The sequence below is a fragment of the Pseudomonas sp. IT-P176 genome, assembly GCF_949767245.1.
In the GTDB taxonomy this organism is placed as follows: domain Bacteria; phylum Pseudomonadota; class Gammaproteobacteria; order Pseudomonadales; family Pseudomonadaceae; genus Aquipseudomonas.
Window position 1 is genome coordinate 101,427 of sequence record NZ_CATKPN010000011.1, and the last position, 13,274, is coordinate 114,700.

The window sequence follows — 13,274 nt, forward strand, 5'->3', positions numbered from 1 at the left end:
GCTCCAGCGGAGGGCTTTCCAATGTGCGGAAGACTTTCACAGTACCGGGGTATTCACGACTTTGTCGCAGCCCTCGGCATGCCCAACGCCCTGGTCAACACCCTGGGCGACGATGCACTGGCGCAGTACAACGTCGCGCCGACCACCCAGGTCGCCCTGATTCATCTCGAGGGAGAAACCCTGCACGCCGATCGCGTGCGTTGGGGATGGCGACCCCATTGGTCCACCGACCACTCCTTGCCAATCAACGCCCGGGTAGAAAAAGTGGCCCACGGCGCGTTCTTCCGGGCGATCTGGCCGCATCGCGCCATCACCCCCATCGACAACTGGTTCGAGTGGGTCTACGAAGGCGGTCCGAACAAACAGCCGTACCTGATCCGGCGCCGCGACCGGGCGCCGATCCTTTGCGCTGCCATTGGCCAATACCCGGCGGGCGGGCGCGAGCCGCGAGCCGATGACGGCTTTGTGATCATCACCGCGGACAGCGTGGGCGGCCTGGTCGACCTGCATGACCGGCGCCCGCTGGTGCTGTCACCGGAACTGGCCCGGGAATGGCTCAACCTGGGGATGCCCAAGGAACGTGCCGAGCAGATGGTGCTGCACGAAGCGGAGCCTGCCGAGGCCTTTGAATGGTTCAAGGTCGACAGTGCCGTGGGCAACGTGCGCAACCACCAACCGGGGTTGATCACGCCCATCGGCAAAGTCCTCAGGGGCGGCGATGAAAAGGGCAATGGCTGACCCGCCCGCGCCTGGCGAGTGACGGGATTCTCGACTAGCCTGTGCGCGGTATGCCCTGCAGCCCTTCTCGTGCACCATCTTGTCTGGGAGACGAAGATGAACCCGATTCAACAGGCCGAGCGGACCTATCGCACCTGGTCCAACCCGATTCTGCTGGAGCTCAAGGAACGCCAGCATCAACTGGCTCCCACCGACCGTCAGGCCCTGCAGAACGTGCTGATAGAGCGCCGACTGCTCGACACCGGCAACCCGACCGGCCCTGACCGGCGCAAATCATGATGTAGCTTCAACTGGCCGGTTCGCGATGGACTGCAGCACGCCGCGGGGATTGAACACGCCCGCGGGTTGCTTGAGGTCCATCGCGAGCCAGCGCGTGCCTAGCGGTTGGCAGTCGGTGCCGTGCGGGGTTTGTAGCCCGGCAGTGAGGCGGCGAATGCCAGCGCCTCTTCCCGGGTGGCAAAGGTGCCGATCCGGTCGCGCTGCGTGCAGACCCGCCAGGGGCCACTGTTGACACTCACCAGTTCATAACCGTTCATGTGCATTTTATTCAGCATGGGCATACTCATAGCCACCTCCATTGAAGTCGATAAGCCCGCACTCAACTTACACCCGACGCTTCTCGTCGTGGACACCAGCGGGTGAACGGTCGAGAGGCCGACGCACGAGCCATACCGCTTTGAGAGGGCCAGCCCGCCAAGGTGCTGGCCGGCGGACGAACGGTCGGGCAGATGAAAAATTCTTCACCCTGCCCGCCCAACTGGCCCCTTATAGTCAGCACGCACATCCAAGGAACATTCAGCCCGCATCCCCCCATGCGGGCTTTTTTTGCACGTAAAACGCCCTGGGCGACTTTCCTACAACCCGTTCCACACGCTAGGCTGCGCCTGCATCCCCCTTCCCCGACACAAGGACGTCGACCATGCCCGTGCGCATCGAAGTAACCCAAGACCCGCAACCCGCAGAACGCCAGGCCATTCTCGACCCGTTGCGCGCCCACAACATTGCCAATGCCGGTGACGGTCACTATCAGGAAATCGCCTTGCTGGTGCGCGATGAACACAGCGAAGCGATCCTCGGTGGGCTCTACGGGAAAATGTTTTACCAATGGCTGTTCATCGACCTGCTGTCCGTGCAGGAACAGCTACGTGGCCAGGGCATAGGCGCCCGGCTGATGCACATGGCCGAGCAACTGGCCCGGGACAAAGGCTGCATCGGCATGTACCTCGACACCTTCGAATTCCAGGCGCCTGGGTTCTACAGCAAACTGGGCTTCACCGAAGTCGGACAGATTGTCGACTATCCGCCGGGGAGCAAGCGCTACTTCTTCCAGAAGCGCCTGATCGACTGAGCCTCGCAAGCGCGGTGTGTCACGTACCATAAATGCTGGCTATGCCGGCCTTATAGCGGCATAGGTATCTACACAACTGTGGTGCGACGTTGTGTAGATACCGATACTCATCGTGGGCAAGCCGTGCTCCTACAGCGGTAAGCCGTTCAATGCCCACTCGCTTCGGGTCCGGCCTTCGCTGAAAACGGCGGTTTGGCCAGCCATACCAGCAGGATCAAGCCGACAAACCCCCAGCCCAGCAGCGTGAAGTAGTCCACGGTGGACAGCATGTAGGCCTGGCTGGTCAGGACCTGGTCGAGCTGGGCGTAAGCCGGGGTGCCGGCGCCCCCCAGGGTATTGAGGGCGTCGCGGGTGGCCGGGTCGAAGGTGCTCAGGTGTTCACTCAGGTAGGCGTGATGCTGGTCGGCCCGGCGGATCCAGATCCAGGTGGTCAGAGAGGCCGCGAAGCTGCCGCCCAGGGTCCGCAGGAAGGTCGCCAGTCCGGCGCCGTCGGCGATCTGCTGGGGTGGCAGGTCCGACATCAGGATACTCAGGGTCGGCATGAAGAATAGCGCCACGCCAATGCCCATGAACAGCTGCACCAGCGCTACGTGCTGGAAGTCCACCTCATTGGTGAACCCGGCGCGCATGAAGCAGCTCAGGCCAATCGCCAGGAACGCCAGTCCGGCCAGCAGGCGCAGGTCGAACTTGTGCGCGTACTTGCCGACAAATGGCGACATCAGCACCGGCAGGATACCGATCGGTGCCACCGCCAGGCCGGCCCAGGTCGCGGTATAGCCCATTTGGGTCTGCAGCCACTGCGGCAGGATCAGGTTGATGCCGAAGAACCCGGCGTAGCCCAAGACCAGCACAATGGTGCCAATGCGAAAGTTGCGATGGGCAAACAGCCGCAGATTGACCACCGGGTGCTTGTCAGTCATTTCCCAGATCACGAACACCGCCAGGGCAATCACCGAAATGGCCGCGCCAATCAGGATGAAATTCGACTCGAACCAGTCCAGGTCATTGCCCTTGTCGAGGATGATCTGCAATGCCCCCACGCCGACGATCAGGCTGATCAACCCCACGTAGTCCATCGGCTGGTGACTGGTGACCACAGGACGGGCCTTGAGCTGCTGGCGGACGACCATCACCGCGAAGATCCCGATGGGCACGTTGATGAAAAAGATCCACGGCCAGCTGTAGCTGTCGGTGATCCAGCCCCCGAGGATAGGCCCGGCAATCGGCGCCACCACCGTGACCATCGCCAGCAACGCCAGGGCCATGCCGCGCCTGGCCGGCGGATAGACTGCGATCAGCAAGGTCTGGGTCATCGGGTACAGAGGACCGGCCACCAGCCCTTGCAGCACACGAAAGCCGATCAACTCCGGCATCGAGGTGGAAATACCGCACAGGAACGAGGCCAGCACGAACAGGATGGTCGCCCACAGGAACAACTTGACCTCGCCAAAGCGCCGGCTCAGCCAGCCGGTCAGCGGCAAGGCAATCGCGTTGCTCACGGCAAACGAGGTAATCACCCAGGTGCCCTGCTCCGAGCTCACACCCAAGTTGCCGGAAATCGTCGGCAACGCCACGTTGGCGATGGTGGTGTCGAGCACCTGCATGAAGGTCGCCAGCGACAGGCCGATGGTCGCGAGCAGCAGGCTGGGCGGGGTGAAAGACGCGTTATTGCTCATCGCGAATCCTTTGAATCGAGGCAGGCGCTGCGCCCTGGAGGCGGCGCAGCGGTCGGATTGGCGAAATCAGCGTTGAGCAGTTTTACTCGCCACTGAACTGTTGTCGTGGATCAGGCGACTGATCAGCGCGTCGGCGTCGGCCAACTGGCGCTCATAGATGGAAGTACTGAACGAAGCCTTTTGCGGCGGTTGCTGCGCCAGCACCGGGCCGCTCTGGTCGCGCAGGTCGACCTTGACCAGGGTCGATAGGCCGACGCGCAACGGATGCTTGGCCAGTTGCTCGGTGTTGATGTGGATGCGTACCGGCACTCGCTGCACGATCTTGATCCAGTTACCGGTGGCGTTCTGCGCTGGCAACAAGGCAAACGCACTGCCGGTGCCCGCACCGAGGCTGTCGATGGTGCCGCTGTACTTCACATCGCTGCCATAGAGGTCGGCTTCGATGTCCACCGCTTGACCGATGCGCATGTCGCGCAGCTGGGTTTCCTTGAAATTGGCGTCGATCCACAACTGGTCGAGGGGGATCACCGCCATCAAGGCAGTGCCCGGCTGCACCCGTTGCCCCAGTTGCACGGTGCGCTTGGCCACGTAGCCGGTGACCGGGGCGATCAGGGTGCTGCGGGCCTTCGTCAGGTAGGCCTGGCGCAATTGCGCAGCAGCCGCCTGCACGTCCGGATGGGAGGACACCACGGTGTCGTCCACCAATGCGCTGCTGGTCTGGAATTGTTGCTGGGCATTGGCCAGGGCGTTTTGCGCCGAGGTCAGGTCATCCCGGGCATGGGACAGTTCTTCCTGGGAAATCGCCCCGCCGGCGGCGAGACTTTTGCGTCGGCTGTAGTTTTCCTGGGCCTTCTGCACTTCCGCCTTCTGCGCATTGACCTGGGCTTTCATGCCATCGACATTGCTGTACAGGCCACGTACCTGGCGCACCGTGCGAGCCAGGTTGGCCTGGGCACTTTGCAGGCCGACTTCGGCGTCGTTGGGGTCGAAGTTGACGAGCACCTGGCCTTCCTGGACCAGGTCGCCCTCGTCCGCGCCGATGCTGACCACGGTGCCGGTGACCAGCGGGGTAATTGCCACCACGTTGCCGTTCACATAGGCGTCATCGGTGCTTTCGCTCCAGCGCCCGTAGAGGTGATGCCAGCCCCAGACGCCGAGGCAGCCCAGGACCACCAGCAGTGTCAGCACCAGCAGCATGAACTTGCGTTTACCGGGATTGCCCGTGTCTTGGGCGGTTTCAGGAGTCGGGGTGTTCTGCACGTTGGCCATGACTAGTACCTTGAATTATTGATTGCGCGTGGCAGGCGCCGGGGATGGGCCGGCCGCAGCCAGGCTGTCGCCATGAAAGCCGCCACCCAGGGCCTGCATCAGTTGGATCGACAGATCGATCTGTTCGGCATTGAGGTTCGCCAACTGACGCTCGGCGCCGAGCAGTTGCTGCTCGATGCTAAGCACGTCCAGGTAGTTGCCGACGCCGGAGCCATAGCGCTCCAGCACGGTGTTGTAGGAGTCCTGGGCAATGTCGGTGGCGTGTTGCTGGGCGACGATCTGCCGACCGACGTCACGCAACTGGGACAGGCTGTCGCTGACTTCCCCCAGCGCCTTGACCAGGCTCTTGTTGTACTGCGCCACCGCCAGGTCGTAGTCGGCATCCTTGGCATCGAGGTCGGCGCGCAGGCGACCACCGTCGAAAATCGGCAGGGAAATCGTCGGGGCGACGTTGAAGAAGCGGCTGGTCGAACCAAACATCGCGTTGCCCAGCAACGACTCGACCCCGGCCGCGGCGCTCAGGTTGAGGTTGGGGTAGAAAGTGGTCTTGCCGGCATCAATACTCTTGCTCGCCGCCTCGACTCGCCAGCGCGCCGCGACCAGGTCCGGGCGGCGGCCCAGCAGTTCGGCGGGCAACACCGAGGGCAAGGCCACGGCGCTGGCTTGCAGAATGTGCGGCCGGGTGATTTCGTTACCCCGATCCGGGCCTTTGCCGAGCAGCACTGCGAGGGCGATTTTGGCGCTCTGCAGGTTTTTCTCGGCATCGATCAGCGAAGCCTCGGAGCTCGCCTCCAGGCTCTGGTTCTGCTGGTACTGATACTGGCTGTCGATGCCGGCGCTGAGGCGCCGCTGGCTCAGGGTCAGCAATTGCCGGGTGCGCTTGAGGTCTTCAGTGGCCAGGTCGTGGACGATATGGGCCTGGCCCAGGTCGCTGTAGGCGCGGGCAACGTCGGCGGCCAGAGTCAACTGTGCCGCCTGGCGATCGACCTCGGCGGCCCGGGCCTGGCCCAACGCAGCTTCCCAGGCGTCACGCTGGCCGCCCCACAGATCGAAGGTGTAATTGAAGGTCGCGCCGAGGCTGCGCATGGTGTCGTAGGAGTCACCCTGCAAGGTCGGGTCCTGATACTGGGCCAACCGCTCGCGGCGGATACCGGCGCTGGCATCCAGGGTCGGCATGCGCGCAGCATTCGCCGCACCGGCAGCGGCACTGGCCTGATGGGCCCGGGCGCTGGCGATCTGCATGTCCGGGCTGTCACGCAGGGCTTCGCGGATCAACCCGTCCAGTTGCGGATCGCCCAGGCTCTGCCACCAGTCGTTTTTCGGCCATGCCGCCGCCGACAGCGTCACACCGTTGAGGGATTGCCCGGCCTGCAGGGCTTTTGCATCAAGGCTCACACCTTCGGTGGTCAGGCCGCTGTAGTTGGCACACCCGGCCAGGCTCATGGCCATCAGCACCAGGGCCAGTCGGGAACCCAGAGTTTTATCGCTCATTGGTCACCTACCCGAAGCACGGTGATGGGATCACCGGCGGCCAGCAAAATTTTCTTGAGGATGGCTTCCAGGGTCTGCAACTCCTCGGAGTCGAGGGCGCCGGCCAACTGGTTCATCGCGTTGACGCCAATGCCCGGCAACTTGTCGGCCAGCACCTGGCCTTCCTCGGTCAGGCCCAGGCGCACCAGGCGCCGGTCATCTGCACAGCGTTGGCGGACCAGCAGGCCTTTGTGCTCCAGACGGTCGAGCATGCGGGTCATCGAACCGCTATCCAGGGACAGATGGCGGCACAACTCGGCCGGGGTGTCGACGCCGTACTGGGCCATGATGATCAACACCTTGAACTGCGCGGCAGTAATGCCGTGGGGTTCCATGTGGGTGTCGATGATCCGATCCTTGAGCAAGGCGGCGCGCCCCAGCAGGAGACCGAGGTGGCAATTGCGAAAGTTTTCCGGGGAGAAATGTTTCATCTGACGACCTATTGGCTGCCTAGGCAGTGAATATGTGTCGAGATATTACTGCCTAGGCAGTGAATGTCAAATGAAATCGTTAGCAAGCTTTGCAATTTATAAAATAGGCAGTCGCCGGACCGCTATCGCGAACAAGCGAAGCGCCGCCCGGCTCTCCCACAGGGAATACGACACCAGAAAAAGCCAGGCCGACTTTGACGCTTGATCCACCTGCACCGTCGGCAGGATGAGTAAAGGTTTAAATAAGGGAAATCGGTGCGTTGAAGGGCGGCGAGGACTGCGTCCTCGAACGCAGCCTCGCGGGCTCGACAGCTGCTACGGGGGATTGGGGTATTGCCGAGAAATGCGGTTTGGCGGAGATCGTCATCGCGGGCAAGCCCGCTCCCACAAGGGAACGCGACACCAGGGCAAACAGGCCGGCCGGTAGGCCGCCTCGTTCGCTCTTACCACTCAGGCCGACTGTCAGGTCGCCGTGCTCTTGCTTTTGATCTTGATCCACCCGCCCCTTCGGCAGGCTGAGCGAAGGTGTCCATCCGGGGGGAGGCGCGTAGCGCCGTGCGGCGGAGCCGCATGCATCGAGAGGAGGTGCAGCGAAGCAAACCGGAGGCGATGCCCCCGGATGGATACCGTAGCGAAGGTACCCCGAGCCTTAGCGAGGGGCCGAACGCTGGGGCAAGACTTTTTGGGTACTTTTGTGTCGTTTGACAAAAGTGCCTCGCCGTAAGGGCGAAACCTTAAGCCGCCATTACCGCAGCAACGGATATACCCACAAGACCAAGACCAAGACCAAGACCAAGACCAAGACCAAACGATAACAGCTCCTTTCAGCTCAACAAAGCCGAGCCCTCAGAAATCCCGCTTATAGAAGATGTCCAGCGAGCTGGCGATCCCGCTGGCGGCTTCCAGATAGACCTTTTTGCTCAGCTTGTAGCGCAAGGCAATGGTGTTGGCCGGCTCAAACACACCAACGCCATAACGCAGGCTGAGCTTCTCGGTAATGTCACCACTGGCGACCACACTGGTGGCGGTGCCGCTGCCCTCGGTGTCGAGCTGGAAATCATCGATGCCAAGGTTCTTCGCCAAGCTCCCGGTGAGGTCCGAGCTGCCCATCAACCCCAGGCCCAGCGCCGCTTGCGCAAGCATGTTGTTGTCTTCACCGTTGGTGCTCAGCGGACGGCCGAGCACCAGGTAGGACAATGCTTGCTCCTGGCTCATCGCCGGCTCCGAGAAAATCTGCGTAGTCGGCTGCTCGGCGCTGCCGCTCAGGCGGATACCGGCAATGATGTCGTCGGTCTGGCGAATCGCTTCGATGTCCAGGTACGGCTGGTCGATGGGCCCGGCAAACAGCAGCCGTGCACGGCGTACAGTCAGGCGCTGGCCGTAGGCGCGGTAACGCCCGTCGTTGAGCCACAATTCGCCCCGGGTGTCGAGGTTGTCGCCGATATGCACGTGCCCCTTGAGGTTGGCGGTCAGGCCAAAACCGGCAAAGCTGAGCCGGTCTTCGCCGACTATCACTTCGACATCCATGGCCATGGCCATAGGTGCCTTGCCCTCTTCGGTCTGGTGCCCGACGATCACCGTGTCATCGGAGACCTTGACCGTCGATGGCGGCAACTCGCGCACCGTGATCTCGCCCTTGGGCACCAGCACCTTGCCGGTGATCGCCAGCTTGTCATCCTTGATCGAGATCTTCAGGTCCGGCGCCACTTCCAGGGCCGCGTAGGGTTCGACGCTCACCGGCAGTTGGCTGCCCCGCAGGCTGAGGTCGACCACCAGGGCCTGCCCCCAGTCCACCTGGCCCGTGAGGCTGCCCTGCCCGCTCTTGCCGCTTTTCCAGCCACCGTTGAGCTGCACGCTTTCGCCGGCAATCTGCGCCTGCAACTGCAGGGCCTCGAACCGCGTCGGCAGTTGTGGCCCGGAAATCTCACCCTCGCTCAAGGTCAGGTTACCGTTGACCTTGGGCGCCAATAGCCCGCCGGACAAAGTACCGCTGCCGTTCAGGCGGCCGGCCAGTTTCTCGACCATTGGCACAAACGGCCGCGCCACCGAGAGGTCCAGCCCACTGAGGCGGAACGAGCCGCTCAGGGGTTTGTTTTTAGGCAGCGGGTTGATCTGCGCCTGCACCATCAGCTCACCCAGTTTGCCGCCGACAAAATTCAGTTGGGTGTCGATACGCTTGGGGTTGAGGGTGCTGGTGAGTTTCAGTGTCTGGTAAGGGAAATCCAGCCACTGGTCCTTTTCCTTCATGCGCAAGGTGCCGCCACTCGCGTCCACCAGCACCTGGCCTTTCGGCCCGCTGGCCGGCAGGTCCAGTTGCACGTCGGCGTTGAGCTTGCCCTGCCAGGCGAAATCCTTGGGCAGCCATTGCGCCAGGCTGTCGATGGGGAATTGCTTGAGGTGATAGCGCAGTTTCGGCTCGGGCATCAGGCGCTGATCCTCGCCACACAAACTGGCGGGGCCAGACGTCCAGCAGTGAGCGCCGAAGGTCAGCTTGCCATCGGCCAGGCGTTCGATTTTCGCCGGACCCTGCAGTTGCCAGTCCTGGCCGCCGGCCTGAATGTCGCCGCTGGCCAGGCGTCCACGCCAGTTGCCTTGGTCCAGGTTGCCGTCCAGGCCCAGCGCCAATTTCAGCAATGGGCCTTGCAGGTCCAGTTGCAGCTTCTGCTGCTTGAGGGTGCCCGTGCCAGTGGCCGTCAGGGTGCCCAGTGAGTTGTCGCCGACCGTTATGCCGCTGCCCTTGAGGTCGATCTGCGCCCGCTGTGCGCTGTCGAGAGTGGCGTCGAGGTTGAGGCTTTTCAGGCGATTGTCGTCCAGGGCCAACTGCACACCCTGCAGGGCGAGCTTGCCCTGGGGCGCCTGCAATGTGCCTGCGACGTCGAGCCGGCCATTGAGCTGACCGCGTAACTGCGGCCACAGCTGGCCCAAACGCGGGGCCTTGATATCGAGTTGGCCGCTGAGTGTTTGCTGCAGGCTGGCGCTGCCATCGATGCGGTTCTCGCCCAGGCGGATCTGCAAGGCACTGAGGTTCCAGCGCTCGCCCGCGCCGTCGGCCTTGGCTTGCAACACCGCCGGCTGGCCACGCAGCTTGCCCTTGAGGTCAAGGTCGGCACTCAGGCTCAGTTGTTCATTGCGCATCTCGCCCTTGCTGCGCAAAGGCCCGGCCAGGGTGCCCGGCAGCTCCGCCAGCCAGTACGCCGGGTTGAGCGCCGACAGGTCAAGCGCGGTGTCCCAGGCGATGCCGTCGGCAAACTTCAGGTTCAAATGCCCGGCGGCCTTGCCCTGCCCTGCGACCAATTGCAGTTGCGGCAGGAAGATTTGCGTCAGGTCGCCACTGAACGGGCTGCTCAGGCTGAAGGCCCCGGCAGGACCGTCCAGCGCCGCCTTGAAGTTGCCAAGGTAGTTACCGTCGCGGTACGCCACCTCACCGTTGAAGCTGCGCAGCGCCACCTCTGGCTCATCGATCAGCGGATACAAACGGTGCCAGGGGAAATCCAGCCAGTCGATCTTCGCCTCGGCGACCAGGCCCTCGGACCAATCGACCTGGCCGGTCAGCTTGAGGCTTTGCTGATCGTTGGCGTTGAGATCCAGCCCGGCGATCTGTGCACCCTTGGCGTCGACCTTGCCTTGCAGCAGCAGGGCCACCGGTCCGTCCTCGGCCGGCAAGCTGGCCTTGCCCAGTAGTTGATAGCCGTTCTTCAGGTCACCGCTACCGCTGAGCTCAAGCTGATTGAGTTGCAGTGTGTCCGGCAGGTCGGCACTGGCTTTGAAACCATCGGCGGTGATGCGCACCTTGGCCGGCAGGTTGTCGGCCAGCGGCTGCAGCTCGCCGGTCAGACGGCCCTGCAGGTAACCGCTGCTGTCGGCCTCGAGGTTGAGGGTTTGCAGCAGGTTGCCATTGACCTTCAGCGTCAGAGCCAAGGGCGTGTTGCCGGGCATCGGCATAGTCAGATTGCCGCTGGCACTCAGCGGCCAGTTGCCGGTCGGTTGCAGCAGCCCGGTCAGTTCCAGGTGCAGGTCATCGCGTTGCAGACGCAACGAGTCGATCTGCAACCCTTGCGCCGTCCAGTACGCTACCAGTTGCAGGTCCTTGAGTTGCTCGCTGCCGTCCAGCAGCAGGCTGCCGATTCGCACCTCGCCCAGCTCGATCGCCAGCGGCAGTTTCAACTCCGGCAAGCTGATCGGCCCGCTGCTTGGCTCGGTACTCGGCGCAAACTGCAGGACCACCTGCTCGGCGTGCAATTGCTCGATGCACAGGGTCATGCGCGTCAGGCACAACGGCGACCAGGCCAGCAGTGGCTTGATCAGCTCAACTCGGTCCTGGCCCTGCTGCCACAGCACATGATCGGCACTCCACTGGCCGGCCAGGCGGCCCTGGAAATTCTCCACGGTCAAACCCGGCACCTGACTCAGTGCCCAGCGGCTGCCGGCCTGGGTTCCCAACAGGCTCACCACCGCCAGCAGCACCAAGACCACCAGTGACAGCACGGCCAGCAACGCTATTTTCAAACCACGCTTCACAGCTCAGGCCCCATGGAAAAGTGCAGACGAATACCGCCGGGGTCATCCAGCGCATGGGCCAGGTCGAGACGAATCGGGCCGACTGGCGAAACCCAGCGCACACCCATGCCGACCCCAGTCTTGAGGTTCGGCAGTTCGAAGTCGTTGAACGAGTTGCCTTGGTCGACAAAGGTTGCGACTCGCCATTTTTCGGCAACCGAGTATTGGTACTCCAGGCTGCCGGAGACCATGTAGCGTCCGCCTACGCGGTCGCCGTCGGAGTTTTCCGGCGACAGGCTCTGGTAGTCATAACCGCGCACGCTCTGGTCGCCACCGGCAAAGAAGCGCAGCGATGGCGGAATCGATTTGTAGCCATTGGTGGCCGAACCCCCGATCTGTGCACGCGCGAGGAATCGGTGGTTGTCCAGCACCGTGGTCAGGCCCTTGGCCAGGGCGGTGCCGTATAACAGGTTGTTGTCCGAGCCCAGCCCTTCCTTGGCCACCTTGCTGTCAAATTGCAGGCGATAACCGTTGTGCGGATCGATCCGGTTGTCACTGCGCAGGTAGGAGTAACTCACGCCCGGCATCAACAGGTTACTGATCCCCGAGTCATCGCCCAGGCGATACTCCTCGTGCTGCCATTTCAACGAGATCACCCGTTGCCAGCCGCTGGGCAGCTTGCTGTGCCATTCCGGCCCCAGGGTCAGCAGTTTGCTCAAGCTGTCGGTGTTGGCCAGTTCTTCATTTTGATAGCCCCCGGCAAACCGCAACTTGTCGGTCAACGGCGGGTCCAACGGCACGTCGTACCACAGGCCGACGTTCTGCCGTGGCGCCGAGAGCTCGGCCTCCCAGCCATAGCTGTGGCCTTCGGGATTGACCCAGTGGCGTGTCCAGTTGGCCTTGGCTCGCGGCCCGACGTCCGTCGAATAACCCAGACCCAGGCCCATGGTCCGGGGTTTACGGGTGTCGAGGGTGACGGCCACCGGAATTACATCGTTGGCGGCAGTGGTCGGCGCGGCATCCACCCGCACGGACTCGAAATAGCCCGACGATTGCAGGGCCTGGTTAAGCTCGGCGATCAACTCGGAATCATAAGGCGCGCCACTTTTGAACGGCACCATGCGTTGCAGCAGGTCCTCGTCGAAGGGCGTATCGCCGGCAAAACTGACCTTGCCTAGCGCATAACGCGGGCCGCTGTCATAGACCAGGTCGATGTCGGCAACACCGGCCCGAGGGTCGACGGAAAGCTTCTGGCTGGTAAAGCGACCACTGAAAAAGCCGAAGCGCGAGGCCTGGTTCTGGATCAGCCGCTTGGCGTCTTCATAGTGGCCGTGATTGAGCACGGCGCCGGGCTTGAGCACGTCGCTCTGGGGCACACGAAAGGACTTGAGGGTGGCGGCCGGCCCCAGGATCTGGATAGTCACGTAGCGCAGGCGTACCGGCTCGCCGGGGTCGATATTCAACACCAGTCGGGGTGACTTGCCGTCTTTGACTTCGCTTTCGATTTGCGGCTGGTAGTAACCCAAGGCCTGGGCGGCCTTGCGCGCCTGCTCCTCGGCACCGCGACTGAAGCGCAACAGGGCTTCTTCATCGCGTTCGCCGAGATCGCCGATATAGCCTTCGATGTTGGCCTTCAGCTCGTCATTGGACGGTTTGATCCTGACGTCCAATTCACTTTGCGCCAGGGCCGCTGCGCTGCTGATCAGCATGAGCATGCCACTGGTAAATCTTCCTGGAAACTTCATAGGCGCGGATGCTATCACGAGCTTGGGAGCGTGATAGAGC

At 62.8% G+C, this 13,274-nt stretch carries 10 protein-coding genes; 3 read left to right on the plus strand and 7 right to left on the minus strand.

The window, feature by feature from the left end:
• Window positions 1–21 precede the first annotated feature (21 nt).
• Window positions 22–738, plus strand: a complete 717-nt coding sequence (locus ACM6IP_RS00560; RefSeq protein ID WP_401128183.1) for an SOS response-associated peptidase family protein — start codon at window positions 22–24, stop codon at window positions 736–738.
• 96 nt (window positions 739–834) lie between these two features.
• Window positions 835–1,017, plus strand: coding sequence for a hypothetical protein (locus ACM6IP_RS00565; RefSeq protein ID WP_095169287.1), 183 nt, complete (start codon window positions 835–837; stop codon window positions 1,015–1,017).
• Between the two features lie 98 nt (window positions 1,018–1,115).
• Here ACM6IP_RS00565 and ACM6IP_RS00570 read toward each other — a convergent pair whose 3' ends face one another.
• Complete coding sequence (locus ACM6IP_RS00570) at window positions 1,116–1,304, minus strand: SPOR domain-containing protein (RefSeq protein WP_159994750.1); 189 nt, start codon at window positions 1,302–1,304, stop codon at window positions 1,116–1,118.
• A 353-nt stretch (window positions 1,305–1,657) separates the two neighbouring features.
• Here ACM6IP_RS00570 and ACM6IP_RS00575 point away from each other — a divergent pair, with 353 nt between their 5' ends.
• The gene (locus ACM6IP_RS00575) at window positions 1,658–2,086 is read left to right on the plus strand and encodes a GNAT family N-acetyltransferase (protein ID WP_414860691.1); all 429 of its coding nucleotides are present in this window, start codon (window positions 1,658–1,660) and stop codon (window positions 2,084–2,086) included.
• A gap of 146 nt (window positions 2,087–2,232) precedes the next feature.
• On the opposite strand, the gene ACM6IP_RS00580 is transcribed toward ACM6IP_RS00575, so the two are convergent.
• The 6 genes from ACM6IP_RS00580 to ACM6IP_RS00605 all read right to left on the minus strand — a co-directional run bounded on the left by ACM6IP_RS00580 (window position 2,233) and on the right by ACM6IP_RS00605 (window position 13,234).
• Window positions 2,233–3,762 carry a DHA2 family efflux MFS transporter permease subunit gene (locus tag ACM6IP_RS00580; protein WP_414860692.1) on the minus strand — a complete coding sequence of 510 codons (1,530 nt, stop codon included), beginning with the start codon at window positions 3,760–3,762 and terminating at the stop codon, window positions 2,233–2,235.
• 66 nt (window positions 3,763–3,828) lie between these two features.
• Window positions 3,829–5,031 (minus strand): HlyD family efflux transporter periplasmic adaptor subunit, encoded by a 1,203-nt coding sequence (locus ACM6IP_RS00585; RefSeq protein WP_414860693.1) that lies wholly within the window; start codon window positions 5,029–5,031, stop codon window positions 3,829–3,831.
• A 15-nt stretch (window positions 5,032–5,046) separates the two neighbouring features.
• Window positions 5,047–6,522, minus strand: coding sequence for an efflux transporter outer membrane subunit (locus ACM6IP_RS00590; RefSeq protein ID WP_414860694.1), 1,476 nt, complete (start codon window positions 6,520–6,522; stop codon window positions 5,047–5,049).
• On the minus strand, window positions 6,519–6,992 hold the full coding sequence (locus ACM6IP_RS00595) for a MarR family winged helix-turn-helix transcriptional regulator (RefSeq protein ID WP_095169293.1): 474 nt from the start codon (window positions 6,990–6,992) through the stop codon (window positions 6,519–6,521). The genes ACM6IP_RS00590 and ACM6IP_RS00595 overlap by 4 nt, the downstream gene beginning before the upstream one ends.
• A gap of 846 nt (window positions 6,993–7,838) precedes the next feature.
• Window positions 7,839–11,510, minus strand: a complete 3,672-nt coding sequence (locus ACM6IP_RS00600) for a translocation/assembly module TamB domain-containing protein (RefSeq protein WP_414860695.1) — start codon at window positions 11,508–11,510, stop codon at window positions 7,839–7,841.
• On the minus strand, window positions 11,507–13,234 hold the full coding sequence (locus ACM6IP_RS00605; RefSeq protein WP_414860696.1) for an autotransporter assembly complex protein TamA: 1,728 nt from the start codon (window positions 13,232–13,234) through the stop codon (window positions 11,507–11,509). Before ACM6IP_RS00605 ends, ACM6IP_RS00600 begins: the two co-directional genes overlap by 4 nt.
• Window positions 13,235–13,274 lie beyond the last annotated feature (40 nt).